Annotated in this window: 25 protein-coding genes; 8 read left to right on the plus strand and 17 right to left on the minus strand. The window is 66.4% G+C overall.

The features are described from left to right. Positions 1-35 precede the first annotated feature (35 nt). The 9 genes from IQ35_RS11405 to IQ35_RS11445 are packed head-to-tail and all read right to left on the minus strand — an operon-like array spanning position 36 to position 9,328. Positions 36-665 (minus strand): flagellar basal body-associated FliL family protein, encoded by a 630-nt coding sequence (locus IQ35_RS11405; RefSeq protein WP_145073621.1) that lies wholly within the window; start codon positions 663-665, stop codon positions 36-38. A 26-nt stretch (positions 666-691) separates the two neighbouring features. Continuing rightward, the gene (locus IQ35_RS11410) at positions 692-2,527 is read right to left on the minus strand and encodes a flagellar hook-length control protein FliK (RefSeq protein ID WP_145073624.1); all 1,836 of its coding nucleotides are present in this window, start codon (positions 2,525-2,527) and stop codon (positions 692-694) included. A 1-nt stretch (position 2,528) separates the two neighbouring features. After that, positions 2,529-2,954, minus strand: coding sequence for a hypothetical protein (locus IQ35_RS11415; RefSeq protein ID WP_145073627.1), 426 nt, complete (start codon positions 2,952-2,954; stop codon positions 2,529-2,531). After that, the gene (locus IQ35_RS11420) at positions 2,951-4,279 is read right to left on the minus strand and encodes a FliI/YscN family ATPase (RefSeq protein WP_145073630.1); all 1,329 of its coding nucleotides are present in this window, start codon (positions 4,277-4,279) and stop codon (positions 2,951-2,953) included. Before IQ35_RS11420 ends, IQ35_RS11415 begins: the two co-directional genes overlap by 4 nt. Before the next feature lie 13 nt (positions 4,280-4,292). Further along, entirely contained in the window at positions 4,293-4,937 is a 645-nt protein-coding gene (locus IQ35_RS11425; protein ID WP_145073633.1) for a FliH/SctL family protein, read from the minus strand. Further along, positions 4,930-5,949, minus strand: coding sequence for a flagellar motor switch protein FliG (gene fliG / locus IQ35_RS11430; protein WP_145073636.1), 1,020 nt, complete (start codon positions 5,947-5,949; stop codon positions 4,930-4,932). Before fliG ends, IQ35_RS11425 begins: the two co-directional genes overlap by 8 nt. Continuing rightward, a complete protein-coding gene (gene fliF, locus IQ35_RS11435; protein WP_145073639.1) occupies positions 5,942-7,696 on the minus strand; it encodes a flagellar basal-body MS-ring/collar protein FliF in 1,755 nt (584 codons plus the stop codon). Before fliF ends, fliG begins: the two co-directional genes overlap by 8 nt. Before the next feature lies 1 nt (position 7,697). Next, positions 7,698-8,057, minus strand: a complete 360-nt coding sequence (gene fliE / locus IQ35_RS11440) for a flagellar hook-basal body complex protein FliE (protein WP_031290899.1) — start codon at positions 8,055-8,057, stop codon at positions 7,698-7,700. A gap of 11 nt (positions 8,058-8,068) precedes the next feature. Continuing rightward, the gene (locus tag IQ35_RS11445) at positions 8,069-9,328 is read right to left on the minus strand and encodes a sigma 54-interacting transcriptional regulator (RefSeq protein WP_145073642.1); all 1,260 of its coding nucleotides are present in this window, start codon (positions 9,326-9,328) and stop codon (positions 8,069-8,071) included. Between the two features lie 317 nt (positions 9,329-9,645). On the opposite strand from IQ35_RS11445, the gene IQ35_RS11450 reads away from it, so the two are divergent. From IQ35_RS11450 to mdoH, 3 genes are all read left to right on the plus strand, one after another. After that, positions 9,646-10,470 carry a flagellin N-terminal helical domain-containing protein gene (locus tag IQ35_RS11450; RefSeq protein WP_021244576.1) on the plus strand — a complete coding sequence of 275 codons (825 nt, stop codon included), beginning with the start codon at positions 9,646-9,648 and terminating at the stop codon, positions 10,468-10,470. A 206-nt stretch (positions 10,471-10,676) separates the two neighbouring features. After that, positions 10,677-12,161: an OpgD/OpgG family glucan biosynthesis protein gene (locus tag IQ35_RS11455; RefSeq protein WP_145073645.1), complete on the plus strand. Its 1,485-nt coding sequence runs from the start codon at positions 10,677-10,679 to the stop codon at positions 12,159-12,161. A gap of 60 nt (positions 12,162-12,221) precedes the next feature. Beyond that, positions 12,222-14,114 (plus strand): glucans biosynthesis glucosyltransferase MdoH, encoded by a 1,893-nt coding sequence (mdoH, locus tag IQ35_RS11460; RefSeq protein ID WP_145073648.1) that lies wholly within the window; start codon positions 12,222-12,224, stop codon positions 14,112-14,114. 78 nt (positions 14,115-14,192) lie between these two features. Here the strand turns inward: mdoH and IQ35_RS11465 are convergent, their stop codons facing one another. The 8 genes from IQ35_RS11465 to IQ35_RS11500 form a co-directional block, all read right to left on the minus strand. Beyond that, complete coding sequence (locus IQ35_RS11465; protein ID WP_145073651.1) at positions 14,193-14,930, minus strand: FliA/WhiG family RNA polymerase sigma factor; 738 nt, start codon at positions 14,928-14,930, stop codon at positions 14,193-14,195. 13 nt (positions 14,931-14,943) lie between these two features. Then, positions 14,944-17,064 carry a flagellar biosynthesis protein FlhA gene (gene flhA / locus IQ35_RS11470; protein WP_021244572.1) on the minus strand — a complete coding sequence of 707 codons (2,121 nt, stop codon included), beginning with the start codon at positions 17,062-17,064 and terminating at the stop codon, positions 14,944-14,946. Positions 17,065-17,073: 9 nt separating this feature from the next. Then, on the minus strand, positions 17,074-17,898 hold the full coding sequence (locus tag IQ35_RS11475) for a lysozyme family protein (RefSeq protein WP_031290895.1): 825 nt from the start codon (positions 17,896-17,898) through the stop codon (positions 17,074-17,076). A gap of 256 nt (positions 17,899-18,154) precedes the next feature. Next, positions 18,155-18,463, minus strand: coding sequence for a hypothetical protein (locus IQ35_RS11480; RefSeq protein ID WP_145073653.1), 309 nt, complete (start codon positions 18,461-18,463; stop codon positions 18,155-18,157). 3 nt (positions 18,464-18,466) lie between these two features. Then, positions 18,467-18,745 carry a flagellar biosynthesis anti-sigma factor FlgM gene (gene flgM / locus IQ35_RS11485; protein WP_021244569.1) on the minus strand — a complete coding sequence of 93 codons (279 nt, stop codon included), beginning with the start codon at positions 18,743-18,745 and terminating at the stop codon, positions 18,467-18,469. A 44-nt stretch (positions 18,746-18,789) separates the two neighbouring features. After that, positions 18,790-19,296, minus strand: a complete 507-nt coding sequence (locus tag IQ35_RS11490) for a flagella basal body P-ring formation protein FlgA (protein ID WP_145073703.1) — start codon at positions 19,294-19,296, stop codon at positions 18,790-18,792. 112 nt (positions 19,297-19,408) lie between these two features. After that, entirely contained in the window at positions 19,409-19,900 is a 492-nt protein-coding gene (locus IQ35_RS11495; RefSeq protein ID WP_031290891.1) for a flagellar motor protein MotB, read from the minus strand. Further along, on the minus strand, positions 19,897-20,565 hold the full coding sequence (locus IQ35_RS11500; RefSeq protein WP_021244566.1) for a MotA/TolQ/ExbB proton channel family protein: 669 nt from the start codon (positions 20,563-20,565) through the stop codon (positions 19,897-19,899). The genes IQ35_RS11495 and IQ35_RS11500 overlap by 4 nt, the downstream gene beginning before the upstream one ends. 253 nt (positions 20,566-20,818) lie before the next feature. Here IQ35_RS11500 and flgB point away from each other — a divergent pair, with 253 nt between their 5' ends. The 5 genes from flgB to IQ35_RS11525 all read left to right on the plus strand — a co-directional run bounded on the left by flgB (position 20,819) and on the right by IQ35_RS11525 (position 24,049). Beyond that, entirely contained in the window at positions 20,819-21,187 is a 369-nt protein-coding gene (gene flgB / locus IQ35_RS11505) for a flagellar basal body rod protein FlgB (protein ID WP_145073656.1), read from the plus strand. 2 nt (positions 21,188-21,189) lie between these two features. Next, on the plus strand, positions 21,190-21,600 hold the full coding sequence (gene flgC, locus IQ35_RS11510) for a flagellar basal body rod protein FlgC (RefSeq protein WP_021244564.1): 411 nt from the start codon (positions 21,190-21,192) through the stop codon (positions 21,598-21,600). Further along, on the plus strand, positions 21,597-22,256 hold the full coding sequence (locus tag IQ35_RS11515; protein ID WP_021244563.1) for a flagellar hook assembly protein FlgD: 660 nt from the start codon (positions 21,597-21,599) through the stop codon (positions 22,254-22,256). The genes flgC and IQ35_RS11515 overlap by 4 nt, the downstream gene beginning before the upstream one ends. Positions 22,257-22,286: 30 nt before the next feature. Then, positions 22,287-23,129 carry a flagellar hook-basal body complex protein gene (locus IQ35_RS11520; protein ID WP_021244562.1) on the plus strand — a complete coding sequence of 281 codons (843 nt, stop codon included), beginning with the start codon at positions 22,287-22,289 and terminating at the stop codon, positions 23,127-23,129. Positions 23,130-23,305: 176 nt separating this feature from the next. Then, positions 23,306-24,049 carry a flagellar basal body rod protein FlgF gene (locus tag IQ35_RS11525; RefSeq protein WP_021244561.1) on the plus strand — a complete coding sequence of 248 codons (744 nt, stop codon included), beginning with the start codon at positions 23,306-23,308 and terminating at the stop codon, positions 24,047-24,049. The last annotated feature ends 8 nt before the right edge of the window (positions 24,050-24,057 follow it).

Genomic DNA, 24,057 nt, shown 5'->3' on the forward strand with positions numbered 1-24,057 from the left:
CGTTCGTCAGGGGACTTCCCGACGTTCAGGCAGCCCTATTGAATAACGAAATTGGTAAAATAAACGTTATCGACGCCGCCATAGCCCGTCTTTTGCTTCAAAACATCGTTGATAACGCCCTTGATCCGGGTCTGGAGCTGCTTCTTCCCGTCGGGCGTCGCCAGCATGGCTTCGGGCTGCTGTGCCAGCAGCATCAGCACCTGGCTGCGAATCGCCATTTCATGGGTCTTGATCGCCTCGATCACGCGCATGTCGTAATAGGTCGACACGGCGAGCGCGATCTGGGCGAAGGCGTCGCTGTCCGACATGTTGGACGTGAAGGGCGTCTGCAACTGGAAATAGGTCGCCTGATAGGCGGCGGGATTGGCCGGCGTGGGCAGGTCGATGCCCTTGCCCGGCGCATGGCCCGCGACGGCCGCGCCGCCGCCATGTCCTGCACCGCCCATGCCGTGCGCCTTGGCCACTTCCTCGGCATTTTCGCCCGCCAGCACGAGCACCGGCTTGTTCGGATCTTCCTTCGGGCCTTCTTCCTTGTGCGAGAAGAAACCGGCCGCATACAGCCCGCCGGCGGCCCCCGCGCCCCCGACAAGCGTGGCGATGACGAGCATGACGATCATCTTCATGCTCCCGCCCTTTTTCTTCTTGGCCTTCGCCTCATCGCTCATGGTTCATGTTCCCCGGAAATGATCGGTCACGCATAGCGCGCGCGGCGGGCATCGCCCGCGCCGTCGCCTGCGTCCTTTTGGTTAATAACGGCCCGGTCGGAGCTTGCTTTAAGGCCGGACGCGAAATTTTCGCGCGATTGCCAGTGCCCCTGCCGTTCGGACTGGCCCATGCCCTGTCCGCCCTGTCCGCCGCCCTGCCAAGCGGATGCGGCCCCCTGCGAGGAGGATTGCTGCCCCGGCTGCTGCTGCCCGGATTGCTGGCCGCCGGATTGCCCGGCTCCATCGGGGCGCGCGGCCTCCGTCATAGGGGGCGCGCGCTCGATCTTCACGTCGGAGATGCGGACCGCCGCCAAACCCGCGTCCAGACGAAGGCGGTCGCTGTCCTGCTTGAGGGCCAGCTCCGCCGCCTCATTGGCGACCGTCAGGCTGATCGCCGCGCCATCCGCGCCATGGCGGATGTCGACCTGAACCGGCCCCAACCGGCTGGCATTGATCTGGAAGCGTCCCTGCGCGCCATGCTGCGCCAGCCCGGCAATGTCGCGCGCCAGACCGTCGATCCATTGACCCGACACGCCCATGTCGACGACCTGCGCGCCCAGGCTCGCGCCGATATCGGCGGCCGGCATGACGGCGGCAGGCGCGGCAGGCGCGCCGGCAGGCGCGACTTGCGGCAAGGGCGCCGTCCCATTCCCGGCGCTGTCCGTCTGGCCGATGGGAGCCGCGAGAGGCGCCATTTCCACGATCACCCGCTTCGCGTCCCGTCCGCCTGCATGCGCCGTTGCGATGGCTTCGGGTGCGCGGGCGGTTTCGGGCGACGGGCGCGCAAACTGCTCGCGCACCATCTGGAGCAGCGAAAGCGCTTCCGACCGCGGCAGCTTCGGGGCAGCGGCGGCGGACGGCGGCGCCTTCTCCGTCATCGCAGCAGCCACGGCATCGTCATCCGACGTCGACGCCGCCGCCTTGTCCATCGGGGCGACCGGCGGCTTGTCCACCGGGGCTACGGACGGCTTCGCTTCCACAAAAGCCGTGCCCTTGCCTTCCTTTTCCGGCACGGGAGGGGCGTTGCCATCGGGCTTGGGGGCTTCATCCGTCACGACGGGCCCGGCCTGCGTCCGCACGGGATTTTCCGGCTTGCCGGCCGCGCGCGCCGATCCCTGCGGGACCGGAACCGGCGGCGCGGATGCATCGATCTTTTCTGCCCGCTCCACCATTCCGCCCGGCTTCGCAGCCGATGGCGCGGATAGCACAACCTCCCCGTCCTTCGCGGCCGACCCATGCGGCGGGGCAGGAACAGCCGGGACCGCAGGCGCGACGATCACCGGCGGGGCTGGCAATGCCGGCGACGCAATCGCCGTTGCGGTCTCGTCCGTCGTCTTCGCTTGGGCCTTATCGGCCGGTTTCTCGTCCTCCACGGGTTTGGCGTCACCGGCCTCCATGTCCAGGGCGTCACTGGCGGCCTCGGGCCGCTCCTCCGACGGAGGGACCGCCATGGGCTTTGGATCGGCCTGCACGGCCACCGCCGGGGCCTTGCCGATGTCCTCCGGTTCGACCGGCACGTCCGTCGCTTCGACGGGCGGCAAGGGCGTGGCGGGCGCGGTCGGGAAGAACCGCTCCCCCGGATTGCCGGGAACGATCGTCATGGGCGGAACGAAATCCGCGCCGCCCTCCTCCATCTCCGCTTCGCCAAGGCGCGGCGGGGCGTCGGAAACCGCAACGGCATCCCCCTTCATGGAGCCGTTCAGCAAGGCCGCGAAATCGACCTCGCCCGCCGGAGAAGCCGCGCCGGTCCCATCGCCGGGCACGGGCAGCTTCATCGCGGCGGAGGAAAACAGAAGCGCCTTGAGACTGGTCAACATGGTCATGTCACAGTTCTCCCCTGCGTTGCATCCGGCGATAGCTTGGCAGCGCCGCCAGCCGGTTTTCACGCCATTCTTCCAGGTCCGCCCGAGCGCGGTCCTTCAATCTCGTTGCGATTTCCTTGTCGCGGTTCGCCGCGAGGCTGAGATTCTCTTTCACCTCCACCTTGCGCCGCGCATCATAAAGAGCGCCGTCGAGCTGGCGTCCCGCCTGCTCCAGCCGCCCCGCCAACTCCTGCATCGCGGCGAAGGACGCGCCGTTCGCCGCGCCCTCGGCCTGGAACAGGTCGCTCCGCACCCGGCGCAGGCGTTCGGCATTATGGGCGATGCCCTCCGCCTCGTCCCGCGCGCGCGCCGTTTCCGCCGCCGCCATGGCATGTTGCACATGGCGCACGCGCAGCACGCGCTGGCGGCGGGCGACAAGGCCCTTCACGCGCCGAACTCCGCCATCAGCGCGTCAGCACTGGTGGAAAGGTCGACGCGGCTTTTCTGGTCCTGCTGGATGAAGTCCAGGATTTCCTGCCGCCGCTGCACCGCTTCGTCGATCACCGGATCATTGCCGGGGCGATAGGCGCCCATCAGGATCAGGTCGCGATTTTCCTCATAAGCGGCCCAAAGCCGCCGATAGGCCGCCGCCGCCACGCGATGCTCGTCCGGCACCACATCGGCCATGACGCGCGAGAGGGACTTGCCGATGTCGATGGCGGGAAAGATCGCCTGCTCCGACAGATGACGGGAAAGCACGAAATGGCCGTCCACAATGGCCCGCGCCGCATCCACGATGGGATCGTCAGTGTCGTCGCCATCGGCCAGCACCGTATACAGCGCCGTAATAGATCCCCCCGTGCGCGAATCCACGCCCGCCCGCTCCACCAAACGCGGGATCAGCGCCAGCGCCGAAGGGGGATAGCCCTTCATCGCGGGCGGTTCGCCCAGCGCCAGCCCGATTTCCCGCTGGGCATGGGCGCAGCGCGTCAGGCTGTCGATCAGCAGCAGCACCTTCTTGCCGCGCGCCCGGAAATATTCGGCGATGGCCGTCGCCCGCGCCGCCGCGCGCAGGCGCAGGATCGGCGGATGATCGGCCGGAACCGCGACGACGATGCTCTTGTGCATCGTGCCCTTGAGCTTGGTTTCGAGGAAATCGCTGACTTCACGTCCGCGCTCGCCGATCAGGCCCGCGATCACGATATCCGCTTCCGCGCCCGCGATCATCTGGCCCATCAGCACGGATTTGCCGACGCCCGAACCCGCGATGATGGCGATGCGCTGTCCCCGCCCGGCGGTCAGCAGCGCATTGACGGCGCGCACGCCGAGGTCAAAAGGCTCAGTCACGCGCCCGCGATCCAGCACATTGCCCTGAACGCCGTTCAGCGGCCAGCTTCCGCCCGCGATGATCGGTCCCTTGCGGTCGAGCGGCTGCCCCATGGCGTCGATGACGCGCCCGATCAGCCCTTCGCCGACCTGCACCATGTTCGCCTGGCTGTCCGGCTCGACCCGCGCGCCATTTTCCAGCGGCGCGCCATTGTCGAGCGGCACCAGCAGCGTGCGTTCCCCCCGGAAACCCACGACCTCCGCCCGCGCGATCGTTCCATCGGAAGCGATCACCCGCGCGCCCGCGCCGATGGGGCGGCGGAAACCCGTCACTTCCAGCATACCGGCATCGTGGCTCACCAGCCGTCCCACATGGCGGGGCTGGCGGTTCTGCACCTGCAAATGATCGAACAGCGTCTCCGCCTGGGCGATTGCGGCCCGGATCATGCCCAATCTCCTTTCATGAACGGCCCTCCATATCGTCGAGCAAAGCGCGCAGCCGGGCGAGCCGCACGTCCGGCCCATCCTCGACCCAGCCGTCAGCCGTATCGAGCCGCACGCAGCCCCGGCTCATCGACGCGTCCGCGACCAGCTTCACGCCGACCTGCCCGCCATCGACCAGCGGCATGTCGTCGGGGTGCAGGTGCAGGGCGCTCTTGCCCTCATTCTCGTCGATGAAGGCCGCAATGGTTTCGCATCGCTGTTGCAGCAGCTCCGCGTCGATCGCCACTTCGCCCACAATCTGCGAGACGAGCCGGATGACCGTGGCCGACAGCATCGTGGCCAGGGTTCCGCTGGGCGCGGGCGTCAGCATCTCCAACGCCTCGGCCAGCCGGTTGCGCGCTTCCGCATCGCTGGCCATGCCCTCTTCGGTCACGCGGCAGCCTTCATCGAACCCCTGCGCGAAGGCTTCGATCCGCGCCTGCTCCAGCGGATCGCCTTCCGGTTCCGCATCGGCATAGGCCGCCATCCGCATCGCCTGCGTCTGCGCGCCCGGCGGCGCGGTGTAGAGGCTGCGGAAACCGCTGCTTTCGATCCGCGCCACACCCGCGACGGGGATGCTGGCGATGTCGCTGCCGCTCTCGGCCGCCCAGAAATTAGACAAAGTCGTTCCCCTTGCCGCCCAGCATGATCGTGCCCGCGTCGGCCATGCGGCGCGCGGTGCCGATGATGAGCTTCTGCGCGTCGATGACTTCGGCGAGGCGGATCGGCCCGCGCTCCTCGATCTCGTCGGCGATGGCTTGGGCCGCGCGGGCGGACATGCAGGCGAAGATCTTCGCCTTCAGCACCTCGTTCGCGCCCTTGAGCGCAACCACCAGCACCTGACTGTCCACCGTCCGCATCAGCGTGCCCAGATTCTTGTCGTCCATGTCGATGAGGTTGTCGAAGACGAACATCTCCTCCTCGATGGTCTGGGCGATCATCTTGTCCCGCTTGGCCAGCGCCTTGATGATGCGCTGCTCATTATCCTTGCGGACATTGTTCATGATGGCGGCGGCCTCGACGGTGCCGCCCCGCTGCGACGCCGCGCCCTGCTTCTTGGTCGCCGGGCCGCGCATCAGAAGCTGTTCCAGATCGTCCAAGGCCTCGTTGGAAACCGGCCCCAGCGTGGCGATGCGATAGACGATCTCTTCCTGATATTCCGCCGGCAGCAATTGCAGCACATCGGCCGCGACGGGCGCTTCCAGATGGGCTAGCACAATCGCCATGATCTGCGGATGCTCCGCCTCGATCAGGGACGCGATCTCCTTCGCGTCCATCCACTTCAGCATCTCAAGCTGGGTCGAGCGCGTCGGCGGCGTGATCCGCGCCAATATGGTTTCGGCCCGCTCCTCGCCCAGCGCCTTGGTCATCGCGCCCCGGATATGCTGGGTCGCGCCATAGCCGATGGTGGTGCGCTTCTTCGCCTTGGAAACGAAATGGTCGAGCGCCTGATTGACCTCGTCCACCTCGACATCCGCGACGTCATACATGGCGTTGCCGAGCTGGCGCACTTCGTCGGGCTCCAGCCGCGAGAGGATCTGCGCGGCCTCATCCTCGTTGAACAGCATCAGCAGGACGGCGGCGGCGGCGCTGCCTTTCAGCGCCGCGGGGGTTGCGGAGGCGGCCTCAGGCATTGTCCTTCTTCCCCTCCTTGAGCAGGTCGCGCACGACCAGCGCGGCCCGGTCCGGGTCCTGCTTCACGAAATTGCGGATCAGATCGGCGCGCTGGCTATAGTCCGGCGCCGAGGAGATCATGTCGAGCGTGATCGGTCGCCCCTCGCCGGGATTTTCCGCAGCATGGCGCGTCAGTTCGCCGGAAATCTCGCGGCCGATGCGCTGGCCGTTTGCGGCGGCGTCAGCGGCGGCGGCCTCCTGCGCGGCGGCCCGGCGCTTGAGCAGCGGGCGGCCAATGCTGAAGATCAGCAGCAGAGCAACCAGCAGCGCCGACACATTGCGGACCAGCGGCGACATCCAGTCGGCTTCATACCAGGGGGCCTTCACCTCTTCCGCCTTGACGAAACCGCGTGAGGACAGGGCCACCACGTCGCCCCGGCTCTGGTCGAAACCGATCGCGCCCTTCACCAAGGCTTCCAGCGCGGCGATTTCCTGCGCGCTGCGGGGCTTGCCGTCCGCGCCATTGTCGAGCGCGACGGCGACCGACAGGCGCTTGACCGTGCCCACCGCGTCGCGGGTGACGGACACTTCGCGGCCCAGCTCGAAATTGCGGTTGAAGGTTTCCTCGGTCTTCAGGACCGGATTGGGCGGCGTGCCCGGTTGAGCGGCGGCGTTCGCGCCATTTCCGGTCTGCCCCTGCTGCACGGCCTGGCCGTTGGGATTGGTCTGCGTCACGGTCGGATTGACCGGCGCCTGATTGCTGAGCGCGCCGGGGATGCCGCCGGCCTCGCCATTGCCCTGACCGCGCGGGTCGGACTGCCAGCTTCCCTGCTCGCTGCGAAGGCGCGCCTCATCCTGCGGATAGGTTTCCCGCGTCGCCTGACGCTCGGCGAAGTTGAGTTCGGCATGAACCTCGGTCGAAAAATTGCCTGCGCCCAGGATCGGCGTCAGCAGCGCGACGACCGACTGGCGATAGCGATCCTCCACCCGGTCCTGCACCGCAAGCTGGCGGTCGTCGGCGGAATTGGCGTCATTATTGCTGAGCAAACGGCCATTTTGATCGACCACCGAAATATCCTGCGGATTAAGCTCCGGGATGGAGGAGGCGACCAGATGCACGATGGCGCTCACCTGCTGGTCGGTCAGCGTCCGTCCCTGCGCCAGACGCAGCATGACGGAGGCGGTGGGCTTGGCCCGGTCGCGCAGGAACACGCTGGGCGGCTCGACCGCCAGATGCACCTTCGCGCTTTCCACGGAATCGATCGCCTCGATCGTGCGGGCAAGGTCCATTTCCCGCGCCGACCGCAGCTTTTCGCCTTCCACCGCGCGGCTTGCGCCCATGGGCAGGCTGTCGATCATGCTGTTGCCGTCGGGCGCGCTCTTGGGCAGGCCCTGCGCGGCGAGCATCATCTTCGCCTTGAAATAATCGTCCTGCGATACGGTCATCCCGCCCGCATTGTCGAAGCTGTAGCGCACGCCGTTCTGGTCCAGCACCTGCGCCACCGCCGATTTGTCCCCGTCGGGCAAGGCGCGGAACAGGTCGCGCTGCGGCGGTTCGCGCAGCGCCAGCCAGGCAAGACCCGCCATGGCTACCACGCCCAGCAGGCCCAGCAGCGGCAGGCTCTTCGCCACCGCAGGCTGCTTCATGAAGCCGGTGAAGCGCGCCTTCAGCGCATCGACGCCTTTCGCGCCGCCGCCGAACAAGGTCGCCGTGAGGGCAGGCGTAGCGGCCGCGCCGCTATCGAGGGTAAGTGCGTTCTCGCTCATATTACACCGGCATGCTCATGATGTCCTTGTAAGCGGACAGCAATTTGTTGCGGACCTGAAGGGTGGCTTCGAAACTGACCGACGCCTGCTGCTTTGCCAGCATGACGGCGGCGATGTCCGTCGTTTCCCCCCGTTCGAAGGCGGCGGCGGCTTCCCCCGCCTGACTTTGCAGGCCATTGACCTGATCCAGCGCGGACTTGAGCGCCTGCGTGAAATTGCCGGGCGCCGTCGCATCGGCGCCGCCCGTTCCGGCCACGCCGCCGGCATTGCCGGTCGAAGCGACGTCGCGCAGCGCGGCGTTCTTCTGAAGGATGGCGTTGCGGATCGCCATCACGCTATCGGTGGGAGAGATGCTGCTCATCCTCTAATTCCTCACGCCGCGGCCAGTTCGCGCATCTCGGCCAGCCGATAGCGCAGGGTGCGTTCCGAAATGCCGAGCTTGCGGGCAGCGGCGGCGCGGTGGCCGTCCGTTTCGCGCAGCGCAAGGCGGATGGCTTCCAGCTTGGACATGCGCGCCACGTCGCGCAGGCGGATCGGCTCGTCCGGCACCAGGATCGGCGCGGAACGGCGAACCGGCTGCGGCGCGGCGGCCAGATGCAGGTCGTCGGCGTCGATCCGCGCGCCGTCGCGCAGCACCAGAGCCCGTTGCAGCACATTGCCCAGCTCGCGGGCATTGCCCGGCCAGGCATGATCCTCCAGCTTCGCCAGCGCTTGCGGAGTCGGCCAGACGAAGGCGTCCTTCGCCAAATCCTGATGACGCAGCAGCATGGCGGCGGCGATAGCGGCGATGTCGCCGGGACGCTCGGCCAGCGGGCGCAATTCCAGCGGCATGACGTTCAAACGCCAGTAAAGGTCTTCGCGGAACCGTCCGGCGGCGCATTCGTCGGCCAGATTGCGGTTGCACGCGGCGATCACGCGGACATTGACGGGCACCGGATGGGTCGCGCCGACGGGAAGGACTTCGCCCTCCTGCAACGCGCGCAGCAGCTTCGCCTGAAGCGCCAGCGGCAGTTCGGCGATCTCGTCGAGGAACAGCGTGCCGCCGTCCGCCGCCAGGAACAGCCCTTCGGACGCATTGGCCGCGCCGGTGAAGCTGCCCTTCTTGTGGCCGAACAACATCGCTTCCATCATGGTTTCGGGCAAAGCGGCGCAATTGACCGCGATGAAGTCCCGCGAAATACGGCCCGACTGGGCGTGAAGGAAGCGCGCCATGCCTTCCTTGCCGGTGCCGGTATCGCCCTGGATCAGCACGGTGGCGTCGCTGCGCGCCACCCGCCCCGCCAGCGTCATCAATCGGGCGCTGGCATTGTCGCCGACAGCGGGAATGGCGTCGGGACGAGCCAGCTCCGCGATCAGCGCGAAGGCGAAACCCATATCCTCCAGGCCGAAAGCCACGCGGGCGGGCAGGCCATTGGCGGCGGGCACCAGCGAAGGCGCGCCATCGATCAGGTTGATCAGAATATCGCGATGGGTCGCATGGGCGATCTCGGCCGCCAGCAGCACGCGCCGGTCGTCGCGGTCGCGCGGCGACGCGGCATCCACCGCCCGCACGGCGAAAAAGGCATTTTCAAGCCAGTGCTGCAACCCCGGAACCAGCGCGCAGACCCTTTGGCTCACGTCGAGAGACGACATGCACATTCCCCATATATGTGGCTAGCCAGTGCCCCCGCACTTCCAGCCCCCTTTCGATAGGGCCATGTTTGCGCCCTTCATGGTTATCATATGGTTAACCTCGCCTTCCCCTTGCCGCCGACCGGCAATTTTTTTCCGCCCGGCAGACCATTTTTCCGCACTTCTTATATGCACGCGCGCGTAAGAGGCCGTTTTCCCGGTCTTTTTCAAAAAAATCGCATCTGCCCCTAAAAGCTTTTCCCGTCCCGCCGTTATCCCCTTTCGAGGCCGCAAGCAGCCTGATGGCAGCGACCTGATGTGAAACGAAAGGGACCACCATGACTGTTATCGGAACCAACACCTCTGCTCTGCGTGCCACCAGCGCTTCGGCCGCTTCGAGCAAGGCGCTCAGCACCGCGATGGAACGCCTGTCCACCGGCAAGCGCATCAACAGCGCCAAGGACGACGCCGCCGGCCTCGCGATCTCGAACTCGATGAGCGCCCAGATCCGCGGCATGACCCAGGGCATCCGCAACGCCAATGACGGTATTTCGATGGCGCAGACGGCGGAAGGCACGCTCGGCGAAGTCAGCAACATGCTGCAGCGGATGCGCGAACTGGCGGTCCAGGCGACCAACGACACCTATTCGGATGACGACAAGAAAAACATCATCGCCGAACAGAAGGCGCTGAATGACCAGATCAAATCCGTCGTCACCAACGCGACCTTCAATGGCAAGGCGCTGTTCAACGCCGCCGCCGCGACGGGCTTCAAAATCCAGACCGGCGCCAACAGCACCGACTCGATCACGCTGAAATCGGTCAACTTCGCGGATGCGACTTCCAAGCTGAATATCGTGAACACCTTGACCTTCGCCGACGCCGCCACCAGCGCCTCGCTGGCGCAATATGATGCGGCGATCTCGGAGGTGTCCAACGCCCGCGCCACGCTGGGTGCGACGCAGAACCAGCTTGAATCGGCAGTCAACAACATGACCGCAAACGTCACCAACCTGAGCGACGCCCGCAGCCGGATCGAAGACGCCGACTTCTCGACGGAAACGACCGCCCTCGCCAAGGCGCAGATCCTGAGCCAGGCTTCGACCGCGATGCTGGCGCAGGCCAATCAGAGCCAGCAGAACGTCCTCAAGCTGATCCAGTAATCCGCTTGCATAAGAATGCACGGTGAGGTCTGGTCGCCTCACCGGACATGGAGCCTCCGGCACATCAACAGTCCCCACCGTGCCGGAGGCGACACCTTTCGATCAAAGACCAGCTTTCCGAAGCCTCCGTCCCCCCGGACGGAGGCTTCATCGCATTTGCGCGGGCCATGGCTTGCAAAGCGCGCCGTCCTTCCCATGATGGGGCCATGACCATGATCGACCGGCGCGCGATGATCGCCGCCTCCAGCGCCGCTCTCCTCCTCCCCCGTCCGCTGATGGCCCAGGGCCGGAGCGAAGCCTTTTCCTGGGATGCGCTGGTCGCCATGGCCCAGCGGCTGGCCCGCGCGCCCTTTCAGGAAACGCCCCTTCACCCCGGCGCGGCCAAGGTGGATTATGACGCCCTGCACCAGGCCCGCTTCCGGGAGGAGCGCACGCTCTGGGGCGATCTGCCCGGCCATACCGGCATCCGTTTCTTTCCCCTGAGCGCCAACGCCGCCCAGCCCGTCTCCATCGCCATCGTGGAAAATGGCCGCGCGACGCCGCTGCGCTATGATCCCTCCATGTTCGACACGCCGCCGGGCAATGCCGTGGCCGCGCTTGGCCCCGACGCGGGCTTTGCGGGCTTCCGCATCATGAACGCGGCGCGGGACGGGGACTGGCTCTCCTTTCTTGGCGCCAGCTATTTCCGCGCGCCCAGCCCGCAAAAGCAGTTCGGTCTGTCCGCCCGCGCCGTGGCGATCAACACCAGCATTGCGGGAAAAGAGGAATTTCCCCGCTTCACCCATTTCTGGCTGGAGCGCACCGGCGCGGACAGCGTCACCGTCCACGCGCTGCTGGATGGCGCGTCGATCACCGGCGCCTTCCGTTTCGTCAGCCAGCTTGGGCCGCAGGGCGTCCGGCAGGACGTGACCGCCGCCCTCTTCCCCCGCAGGCCGATCGAGGAACTGGGCCTGATGCCGATGACCAGCATGTTCTGGTACGATCAGGCGAACCGGACGCAGGGCACCGACTGGCGGCCGGAAATCCACGATAGCGACATGCTCGCCATCGCCAGCGCGAACGGCACGGCCCATTGCCGCCCCCTCACCAACCCGGCCGCCCCGCGCGTCGATGTCTTTGCCGAGCGCGATCCCGCCGGTTTCGGCCTGCTCCAGCGCGACCGCGATTTCAGTCATTATCAGGACGACGGCGTATTCTACGACCGCCGCCCTTCGCTCTGGGCCACCCCGTCGAAGCGGCTGGGGCCGGGCGAGGTGCGCCTCTATGCCTTTCCCACCGACAGCGAATATACCGACAATATCGCCGCCTACTGGACCCCTTCCGCCTCCGTCCGCCCCGGCAGGCGGATCGACGCCAGCTATCGGCTCGACTGGTCGGCGACGCAAAGGCCCGCATCCGCCGCAACGGCATGGGTCACGGATGTCTGGCGCGGACACGGCGATCAGGAAGGCCAGGACCGGCTGGTCGTCGACTTCGCGGATGTGACAGAGGCAAAGTCGGAAATCTGGACCGATGTGGCCCATGGCGCGCTTCTCAAAAAGGCCGGCTATCCCGTGCTGGGCCAGCGCAATCTCTTCCGCGTCGTGCTGGATGTGGCGCGCCACGGCGGCGGAGCGACGGATATTCGGGTTCAACTCCGCTCCGGCGATCGCCCCATCAGCGAATATGTGCATTATCCGCTCGGCGGATGACCGGAACACTTGGGCAGCAAGGGGGGTTGAGCGTGGGGGTCAAGTGGATACGGAACGGGAATGAAGGGCAGGGACGGCATAAGGCCGGCGCATGAACAACCGCAAGGCGCAACCGTGACGCAGGCATTCGAACAGGTGCCGGCGGAAATGCCGCTTGCCATGCCGGTGCAGGATTTTTCCTCGGCTCCGGCCAGTCCATCCCCGCGTCCGCTCAATATCGACCTTTGGGCGCGGCGGGCGCTCGTCATATTGCTGGCGCTTCTCCCGGCATCGATGGCGGCGCATGAAATGCGGCTTTCCATCGGGCTGGACGGCATATCCTTGTGGGAGGGCATTTATCTCGCGCTGTTCATTCCCCTTTTCGCCTGGATCGCCTTCGGCTTCGCGACCAGCTTCATCGGCTTCCTGTTGCTGACCATCGGACGCGGGCGCGGCGTGCAACCCCGTGCGTTGCGGCCCGGCGATCCGCTGCGCGGCCGGACCGCCATATTGCTGCCGGTCTGCAATGAGGATTTCCTGGGCGTGCTGGGCCGGCTGTCGATCATGGAGCGGTCCCTGACGCAGGTGATGGGCGGGGAACGCTTCGAATTTTTCATCCTAAGCGATTCCAACGCCGAAAATGGAGAGGTCGAGCGGCAGGCCTATCAGGCGATCCGCCACAGCTTCTCCCGCGCCGTCCATTATCGCCGCCGCGCGCTCAATATCGGACGCAAGCCGGGCAATATCGCGGAATGGGTGCAGCGCTTCGGCGGCGGCTATGACTATATGATCGTGCTGGACGCCGACAGCGTGATGAGCGGGCAGACGATGGCGCGCCTCGCCGCCGACATGGAACGGCACCCGCATCTCGGCCTGATCCAGACCGTGCCGACGGTGGTGGGCGCATCCACGCTCTTCGCCCGCTGGCAGCAATTCGCCAGCCGCCTGTTCGGCCCGATCTCGGCCGCCGGCATGATCTGGTGGGCGGGGTCCGAAGGCATGTTCTGGGGCCACAACGCCATATTGCGCGTGCGCGCCTTCGCGCAAAGCTGCGGCCTGCCCGAACTGCCGGGCCGCGCGCCCTTCGGCGGCCATATCATGAGCCATGACATGATCGAGGCGGCGCTGCTGCGGCGGCGCGGCTGGGACGTGCACATGGTGACGGCCGATGACAGTTTCGAGGAATTTCCGCCGTCCCTCCCCGACCTCGCCACCCGTGACCGGCGCTGGTGCCAGGGCAATATCCAGCACGTCCCCCTGATCGCGAGGATCAAGGGGCTGCACCCGGTCAGCCGTTTCCAGTTGTTCGTCGGCGCATCGGCCTATTGCACGTCGCCCTTGTGGCTGGCGCTGATCCTGGTCGTGCTGGGCGGCGCGGTCGCGGGCCTGTGGCCGGCCAGCGCCGTGCTGCCGTCGGGCGGGCTGCTGGCGCTGACCGCCGTGCTGCTTTTCGGTCCCAAGCTGCTGTCGATGATATGGGCGCTCGCCGACCCTGCCCGTCGCATCGGCTTTGGCGGCGCGGCGCGGATGAGCCGGGGCGTCGCGCTCGACATCGTCCTGTCGATCCTGATGGCGCCGGTCGCCATGCTGACGCAGACCATCAACCTGTTCGGCATCCTCATGGGCCGCAAGAGCGCCTGGAACGGGCAGACCCGCGACCGGGACGGCATCGCGATCGGCACCGCGGTCTGGCTGTTCAAATGGCATGTCCTGCTGGGCGTCGGCCTCACCTTCCTGGCTGTGCGGAGCGGCACGCCGCTCGGCTGGGTGCTGCCGGTGGTCGCGGGTCTGGTGCTCGCCCCGCTGCTGGCCGCCGTCACCGCGCGCAAGGATCTGGGGGGGAAAGCGGACCGGCAGGGGCTTTTCCAGGTGCCCGAACCCTGGTGGCGCACGCAAAGCTATCGCCCGCTACGCTATCGCCTGAGCGTCAATGGAAAGCTCATCACGCCGATCTGGCCGGCGAACGACGGTTAATGCAAAGCGGCTGTTTCGGGGGTGGTTTGCGGTCATTCCCAGCTTTCGCTGGGAACCCGCCATCGCAGGACCGCGATATCAGTCCCAGTCCCTCAGCTTCTCGCGCAGCTTGTCCAGCGCCGCCTTCTTGATCTGGCACACGCGGGCCGCGCCGATGTCCAGCACCTGCCCGATTTCCTCCAGATTGAGTTCCTCGACGAAATAAAGTTGCAGCACCAGCGCCTCGCGCTGCGGCAGTTCCCCGATATATTGGGTCATGGCCGCCTTCAGCGACTCCCGCTCCATCACATCGTCGGCGCGGTCCTCGACATCGGCGAACCACATGGACTGATCGGAATAGACCTCGTCCATGCTCATATGCTGGACCATCTCGGCCCCGTCGGCGACTTCCCGATAGGCCGCCGCGTCCAGCCCCATCTCATCGGACATTTCCGCTTCGGTCGGCATCCGGCCCAGCCGCTGCTCCAGCTTGCGCCGCACGCCCGCCAGCTCCTTGCGCCGCGTCATGGCGGACCGGCAAAGCGTCGCCTGCCGCCGCAAATGGTCGATCATCGCCCCGCGCACGCGCATCTGGGCATAGGAGGCGAAACCCAGCCCGCGATCCTCGAACCCGTTGGCCGCCTCGACCAGCGCGACCATGCCGATCTGGAGCAAGTCCTCGATCTCGATGGCGCTGGATACGCGGCCATGGACATGCCAGGCGATCTTGCGGACCAGCGGCATATATTGCCGCGCCAGTTGCTCGGGCGAATTGACGGTTCCCCGCCGTCCGTAGGTATGGACGTCCGATCCGGCGGCGACTTTGCTCATATACATGGATCAAGTCTCCTCAAGCGACCCGCTCGCGCGCGGGTGCGGGATCATGGCGCGGGATGGGCCGCTGCTCGCCGCCGACCACGGCGACGACCTCGACCCCCTTGCCATCGGGAATTTCCAGGAAGGACAGCACCGGCGTTTCCGGCAGATGCGGCTTGAACAGCCGCGCCAGCGCCCGCCGCGCGATCGGCGACGTCACGATGGCGAAGTTGCGCGCCTGCCCCAGCAGGGGCCGCGCCGCCTGCACCACCGCTTCGATGATGCGGTTGGCGAGCGCAGGCTCGATGGGATGCTTGGCGTCGCCCGCCACCCGCATCGCCTGCGCCAGCAGCGCCTCCAGGTCGCCGTCCAGCGTGATGACGGGCAGCGGCATCTTCACCGGCACAAGGCCCTGGATGATGAGCGCGCCGATCCGCTGCCGCACGGCTTCGACAAGCTGTTCGTGCGACATGTCGGGCCGCGCGGCGTCGACCATCGCCTCGCAGATGCGGCGGAAGTCCTTGAGCGCGATCCCTTCGGACAGCAGCGCCCGGCACAGCGCGGAAATCTGCGTGAGGCTGAGCAGCCCCGGCGTCAGCCCATCGACCAGTTGCGGCGCGGCGTCCTTGAGGTTGTCGAGCAGCTTGCGCGCTTCGTCCAGCCCGAACATCTCGCTCGCATTCATGGCGATAAGCTGGTTGAGATGGGTCGCCACCACCGTCGGCGGATCGACCACGGTATAGCCTGCAATCACCGCTTCGCTGCGCCTGGCGGGCGAAATCCACACGGCTTCCAGCCCGAAAGTGGGGTCTTTCGTCTCGCGCCCCGAAACCGTGCCTTCCAGCGCGCCGCTGTCCAGCGCCAGCAGATCCTCCGGCCAGATCTCGTCCTCGCCCACGACCACGCCCGCGATGGTGATGCGATATTGATTGGGTTCCAGCGACAGATTGTCCTTCACCCGCACCATCGGCACGACAAAGCCCAGCTCCTTGGACAATTGCCGCCGGATGCCCGTGATCCGCGCCATCAAAGGCGCGCCCTTGCGCTCATCGACCAGCGAAATCAGGCCATAGCCGATCTCCAGCCCCAATATCGCGCCGTCCGACACGTCATCCCATTCGATCAGCGCCGGATTGGCGGGCGGCGGCGCGGGGGCGGGTTCCGCCGCCTTGCGCTGGCCTGCCTTGCGGAGCTGCCATGCGATCCCCCCCGCCACGGCGGCGGCGGTCAGGATGATGAAGTGCGGCATCCCCGGCAGCACGCCCAGGAAAGCCAGGATCGCCGCGACCGGCACCCAGGCGCGGCCCGAACCGAACTGGCTGGTGATCTGGCCGCCCAGGTCCTGCTCGCTGCCGACGCGGGTGACGATGGCCGCCGCCGCGATGGACAGCAGCAGCGCGGGCACCTGCGCCACCAGCGCATCGCCGATGGCCAGCACGATATAGGTCTGCGCGGCCTCGCCCATCGACAGGCCATGGCTCACCACGCCCAATATGATGCCGCCCACGATGTTGATGGCCAGGATCAGTATGCCCGCGACCGCGTCGCCCTTCACGAACTTGCTCGCGCCGTCCATGGAGCCATAGAAATCCGCTTCCGTCGCGACTTCGCGGCGGCGCACCTTGGCTTCCTCCGGCGTCAGCAGGCCCGCATTGAGGTCCGCGTCGATGGCCATCTGCTTGCCCGGCAGGGCGTCGAGGGTGAAGCGCGCCGACACTTCCGACACGCGCCCCGCGCCCTTGGTGATGACGACGAGGTTGATGATCATCAGGATCGCGAAGACGAAGATGCCGACGACATAATCGCCGCCGATCAGGAAATGGCCGAAAGCTTCGATCACATGCCCCGCCGCGTCCGATCCTTCATGGCCCTGCACCAGCACCACGCGCGTCGACGCGACGTTCAGCGCCAGCCGCAGCAGCGTCGCGAACAGCAGCACCGTCGGGAAGCTCGAAAAATCCAGCGGCTTGGCGGCATTGAGCGCCACCATCAGCACCGCGAGCGAAATCATGATGTTGGTGATGAACCCGATATCCAGCATCACCGCCGGCACGGGCACCATCATGAACAGCACGACCATGAGCGTCGCAAGGGGCAACACGGCCCCCTTGGCGGCATTCGTCCAGATCTTCGCTTTGACTTGGGCAGGAGTCATGAGAAGCCGTTACCTTCCGAGGGTGGCGAGCATGAGATAGGCGAGGCGCGCCGTCTGCGGCTGGGGCGTCACGGTGACGTCCGCCGCGCTGGCAAGGCGCTGGGTTTCGATCCGCACATAATCGGCGGGCTGAATGGTCTTGGCATTGGCGGGCAGGGACGCGGAGGCATCGGCATAGCGGACATCGCCGCCGATCGAATCCATGCCTTTTTGCAGCTTGCCCGCGAAACGGTCGCGAATCTCGGCGAAGCTGCGGGCATTGCCCTGCCTGTCGTAGAAGATCGACCGATTGGCCCGCGCCGCCGCCGGGAACAGCGAAGCCGCCGTCGCCTGCGGCGCGCGATCATGCGTGGACAGGAACTTGGCCGCCCCGCCCACGCCCAGGAAGTGCGCGAGATAGAGGTCGACCGGCTGCGCTTCACGGCCCAGCCGCTGTTCCAGATAGGCTTTGTTGTCGGCGGCATGTTCCGCCGCCATGACCGAGGCCGTCTCCGGGTGGCTCCGCAGATCCAGTATCTGCTGCCGCAAATTCGGGTCCGACACATAATAGCGGCCATTGCTGCCCCGGCTGACCGCATCGGCGGCCCAGCCAAGCCCATATTCGCTGCCATGCTTGTCGATGACGGCAAGCCAGCTCTGGTCGATGAATTGATAAAGGCCCCGCGCGGACGACGTCGACGCGCGCGCATTGGGATTGAGGCTGCTTTCGATCTTCGCCTGCCCCAGCAGGTAGCCGAAATCGACGCCCGTGCGACGGCTGGCCATGGCGATCGCGTTGGTGACGCGATTGCCGGCCGAAGCCCCCGTTACCGTGATGTCCGCGAATGCCGACACTGTGAACAATCCCCTTTGCTAGCGGGGATCATTAGAGCAAGCCTTATGCCAATATTTGGTTAACGCGCTCGCAAGAAAATTCGGTGCGTTATTCGGAGAGGCGGATGATGGAGCGTGCTGGCGCATGGTTTGGGGGGAAGGCGAACGCTCCGCCAATCCCGCCTCCGTTGGGCTATGTCCGCTCACGCCCGAAACCCATCAGCCACAAAAAAAGCGCCCAAAGGCGCCCTTTCCCATCATTGCGAGGAAGAAAAATCTAACGCCCGTAGACCAGCGGCGCGTTTTCCGCGCCACGGACCGCCAGGACATTCAGCTTCTGATTCGCGCGATCGGACAGCACCCGCGTCCGCACCCGCGCCATTTCCAGCAGAGTCGCGATGGCCTTCAACCGTTCCGTCACGTCCGGTTCGGAACGCCATGCCCCGATGGCGCGCACCGACGCCGCCGCCTGCCCGACCTTCGCGCTCGCCGCGTCGATCGCGGCGGCATCATATCCGTCCAGCATCGCCCGCAAATCCTCGCAGGCGGTCCGCAGATGATCGAGGGCGGCAAGGCCGAGCGGCATGAACTATCCCGCGACCGGCAGGTCGAGCGCCAGCATCCGGTCGGCAATCGCCGCCGGATCGACCGGATAATTGCCCGATGCGATGGCCGCCTTGATCGCCGCGACGCGATCCATGTCGACCGGCGCGCCTTGCGCCGCCATGCGGGCCGCCGGGCTTGCCGAAGCCGCCGATGAAGCGGGCGCGCCAGCCGTGCCCACGGAGGATGCGCGCACCTTGCCGCCATCCCGGATGCGGGAAGCTTCGACTGCGGCGCTCAGGCTCTGGCCAACTGACTTGATCATGGGTTCAATCCTTCACTCGTCCCTACCGTCTATAACGGACAAGTTCAAAAATCATTAAATCCCGGAACGCGCACAATTCCCATTTCCACGACCTGCGCCAAAATGGGCGACGATTTCCTGTCCTCGCGCACGCGGATCGTCTCGCCGATGGCGCCATCCTCGTCCGCGATCATCATGCGCGACACGCTGAACACCGCGTTGCCAGCCATCAATTGCACGGGGTCGCCGCGCTTGACCGCGTTTTCCTTCGGCGCCGGCCTGCTCGCCATGCCATAGCGCGCCACCGGCCCGGACGCCCCAGCCGCGCCGCCGGGGACCAAAGGCACCCGGATGCGCCAGCCCAGCGCATCGCACTTCACCATCGCGGCGCCGAAAACCGGCCCCTCGACATTGGGCGTGGTGGGACAGGCCGCGAGTTTGAGCCGCCGGTCGACCGGCGCGGCAGGTCCGCCCGGCTCGCCCAGATTGGCGCCCACGGTCATCGCCACCAGACTGTCAATCCGATCCAGATTCTCGAATTTCTGCTGCGCCAGCGCCGGTCCGGCGCTCATCATGACGAAGGCGACAAGGCAGATTGTGGGCAGTTTCAACACGATCAGTCTCCGAATGCGGATGTCTTGCCGTGTGTTTCCGCAATTTCCGTGCCAATTCCGGCGGAACGCTTCAGTCGGACTTCGCCGCGATGCGGATGACCTGCCCCTGCCCCGCCTTCCCTTCGGCCTGATCCAGCCCGCGGATCGCCAGACGGCTGCCCGCAATCCCTTCGGCCCGCAAGGCCCGCGCCACCGCGCCCAGCCGCGCCGCCGCCAGATCCCAGTCGTCGAACCGCTGCCGCGCCGGGTCCGTGCCATGGCTGCGGACCTCGATCCCGCCGCTGTCGCGCGAAAATTCGCGGGCAATGGCCGTCAACCGCGCCTTGCCCGCGCCAGTCAGCAGCGCCTCGCCCGGCACGAACAGCTCCGCCGCGCGCAGTTCGATCCCCTGCCGCATCGCCCGCCCGCCAAATTGCTGGCTGAGGCCCGCCAGCATGACGTCGCGCCGCTGCCCGCTCGCCTGCAACAGCACGAAGAAGGCCAGCAGCAACAGCAGCAGATCGGCAAAGCTGACGGCCCATCGGTTCCGCCGGACCATGGCTGGAGCAGGAGGCGCGCTCATGCGACCTCACGGATCGAAGCGCGCCGCACCGGTGCATTTTCGCGCCGCGCAATGGCCAGCATCCGCGCCACGGCTTCCTGCTGCCAGGCCAGTTCCCGCTCGGACAGGTCGGCGAGCCGCGCGGCAATCGGCGCGGCGACGATATTCGCGATCACCACGCCATAGAGCGTCGTCAGCAGCGCGAGCGCCATGGACGGCCCCAGCCTGGCGGGATCGTCCATCGCCGCGAACATGCCGACAAGGCCGATGATCGTCCCCGCCATGCCCAGCGCGGGCGCGGCGTCGGCGATCGACAGCCACACATTGCGGACCGCCGCGTGCCTTTGCCCGCGATCCGCCAGCGCCTGCGCGGCCCACAGTTCGAACTGCTCCACCTTCTCGCAATTGGCGAGGCGGCGCGCGGCCTCCCCCAGGAAGGGATCGGCGGTCTTGACCCGGTCCGTGCAGGAAAGCCCGCGCAACTGCGCCACCTGGTCGATCCTGAGCATCGCCGCGCGCGCCGCATCGCGATCCCGCGCGGGGCGGGCCGTGACGAGCGGCCTCAGCGCCGCGAAGGCGCGCGCGAAATGCGCCCCGCCATTCTGCAACAGCGCCACCAGCCCGATGCCCGCGACCATCGCCGTCAAGGTCAGCGGATCGAACAGATGCCCCAATATTCCCACCATGACTCGCCGCTCCATCCAGGCCCGGCAAAGCCTTGCCGCCGCCCGGCAAAAATTTGCCGCCCTTGCCGCCTGCTTGAGGCAATCCCCCGGATTTCCGCCACTTTCGCCTTTGCCGATGCGTCACCCACGCAAATTGGCACGGCTCTTGCGAATATCAGGCTGGATCGCCCGCACTGCACGCCATCAGGCTTCAGAACGGCGCGGCGAACCGAAGTTTTAGGCCCATCGGGGCAAAAAGGGACGCAAGACGAAAATGTCGCTGGAAGACGGTTTGTTCGGGATACATGGAAAGGCGCTGGCGCTTCGCTCGCAGCGCCTGTCCCTGCTCGCGTCCAACATCGCCAACGCCTCGACGCCGGGCTACAAGGCGCGCGACATCAATTTCGACGCCGCGCTCAAGGAAGCGACCACGCAGGCGGGCAAATCCGCCGCCGACGTATCGAAAGCGGCCGACGATAGCATGGGCTACCGCGTGCCCCTGCAACCCAGCCTCGACGGCAACACGGTGGAACTCAGCACCGAACAGACGCTGTTCGCGGAAAACGCCGTCAAATATCGCACGACCCTCTCCTTCCTGGAGGGCCGCATCAACACCATCACCCGCGCCTTGAAGGGAGAATGAGCATGAGCGGCTCCGGTCCCATGAACGTCTTCGACATCGCCGGCCGCGCCATGAGCGCGCAGCTCGTCCGCCTCAACACCACCGCGTCCAACATGGCCAATGCGGGCAATGTGTCGGGCAGCGCGGCGGACGCCTATCGCGCGATCAAGCCGGTCTTCCGCTCCGTCACCGACAGCCCCGGCGTGTCGACCGTGAAGGTGGAGCAGGTCGTCACCACCAACGCCCAGCCCACCAAGCGCCACGATCCCAATCACCCGCTGGCCGACGCCAATGGCGATGTCTGGGAAGCGGCCGTGGATAGCAATGCGGAGCTGGTCGACATGATCGAGACCGCCCGCATGTACCAGAACAACGTGCAGGTGCTGAACACCGCCAAATCGCTGATGATGGAAACCATAAGGATCGGCAAATGAGCACGACCTCGAACGTCACCGACAGCGCGGGCATTCCCGCCTATAGCCCTTCCACCGTCAAGGCGACCGGCAAGTCGGAAATGGGGCAGGCGGATTTCCTGCGCCTGCTCACCGCCCAGATGCAGACGCAGGACCCGTTCGAGCCGATGGACAATGCCCAGATGGTTGCCCAGATGGCGACCATCACCAACTCCAGCGGCATCGCGGAAATGAACGCGACGATGAAAAGCCTCGCCTCGCAGCTTACCGGCTCGCGCCTGGGCGACGCGGCAAGCTGGATCGGCAAGTCGATGCTGGTCGAAAGCAATATCGCCGCCCCCGACGCGGCGGGCCAGTATATCGGCCAGCTCACGCTTGGCAGCGATGCCGAAAACGTCTCGGTCGATCTGGTCGACGGCAACGGCAACACGGTCAAAACCATCGACCTGGGCGCCCAGTCCAAGGGCGACGTCAATTTCTATTGGGACGGCAAGGATGAGGCGGGCGAAACCGTCGCCGACGGCCCGCTCCAGATCAAGGTCAACGGCGCGAACCCCAATCGGGTCGCAAGCTGGGCCGCCATCGCCGCCGTCCAGTCGCCCGCCGACGGCAGCGCGTCCAAACTCATCACCGCGCTGGGCACCTACAGCCCCGCCGACGCCATCAGTCTCGCTTAACCTCATCCTTTTCACCCAGGGAGCAACGCCATGTCCTTCTACATCTCGCTTTCCGGCCTCAAGGCGGCCCAGACCGACCTTGCGACCATCTCCAACAACGTCGCCAACGTGAACTCCACCGCGTTCAAGCGCAGCCAGGCCAATTTCGGCGACATCTTCGCCGCCGCGCCGATGCAGACCACGACGCAGGTGTCCGGCCAGGGCGTCCGCGTGCAGAGCATCACCCAGCAGTTCACGCAGGGCACGACGCAGGGCACCGACAAGACGCTGGACCTCGCCATCACCGGCGAAGGCTTCTTCACCGTCAAGCGCACCGCCGACGATCAGGTCAGCTACACCCGCAACGGCGCTTTTTCGGTGACGAACGACCGTTATGTCGTCGACACCACCGGCGCGCGGCTTCAGGTGATCCCGGTCGATCCCGTGACCGGCGCGCCCACCGCGACCGGCACGCTGGGCACCGGCGACCTCGTCGATCTCAAGGTTCCGACCAACTGGCCCGACGGCGGCACCGGCAACCAGCTTTCCAGCGTCGGCGTGGCGGAAAATGGCGACATCACGGGCGTCTATGCCGACGGCACCACCGTCCATCTGGGCACGGCCGCCATGGCCGCCTTCAACAGCCAGGACGGCCTGCGCCAGCGCGGCGACGCGCACTGGTATTCGACCGCGGCCAGCGGCGACCCGATGTTCGGCACCGCCAATAGCGGCCTTTTCGGATCGATCCAGTCCGGCACGCTGGAACGCTCCAACGTAGACATCACGGAGGAACTGGTCAGCCTGATCTCCGCCCAGCGCAACTTCCAGGCGAACGCCAAGGCGATCGAGGCGGCGAACACGCTGTCGACCACCATCGTCAACATGCGGTCATAAACCAGCCGGAAATTAAAGCTCTTTCCCGTTCGGGCTGAGCGAAGTCGAAGCCTTCCGCTGAGCGAAGCGAAGTGCTTCGGCTTCGCCTCAGCAGAGCCTTCGACATTTTGGACGAGACAAGCGGCTCGTTCAAACAGAGCGAACGGGTCGGACAAGACAGGAAACAGGACAAACCCATGGACCGGCTCGTCAACACGGCTCTCACCGCGATGCGCGGCGCGATGGCGCGGCAGGCGGCAATCTCGAACAATCTCGCGAACGTCAACACCGTCGGCTTCCGCGCGGAGATCGCCAATGCCGAGACGCGCTGGATCAAGGGCGATACCTTCGACACGCGGGCGCAGGCATCCGAACAGGTGATCGCCGCCGACATGGCGCAGGGGGCAGTCACCGCGACCGGCAATCCGCTGGACGTGGCGATGAACGGCGACGCCTTGCTCGCCGTTCAGGCCGCGGACGGCAGCGAAGCCTATACGCGCCGGGGCGACCTTAAACTCACCGACAGCGGCCTGCTGACCACCGGCGACGGCCTGCCCGTGCTGGGTGAAGGCGGTCCCATCACCCTGCCGCAGATGGACAGCCTATCCATCGCGCAGGACGGCAGCATCTGGGGCGTGCCGCAGGGGGGCGACGCCGCCAACCCGCAGCGCGTCGATGGCCTGAAACTCGTCAACGCCACCGGCTCCTCCATCGCCAAGGGCACGGACGGCCTGTTCCGCGAAACCAATGGCGGCGCGTTGCCGCAGGACCCGCTCGCCACCGTCACCGCCGGATCGGTCGAAGGCTCCAACGTCAATGCGACCGCGGCCCTCGTCCAGATGATCGAGGCGAGCCGGGCGTGGGAAACGCAGGTCAAGATGATCGACACCGCGAAACAGCTCGATGACGGCGGCGCATCGCTCATGCGCCTTGATGGTTAATTTGGCAC

The sequence above is a fragment of the Sphingobium wenxiniae genome, assembly GCF_007830065.1.
Lineage (GTDB): Bacteria > Pseudomonadota > Alphaproteobacteria > Sphingomonadales > Sphingomonadaceae > Sphingobium > Sphingobium wenxiniae.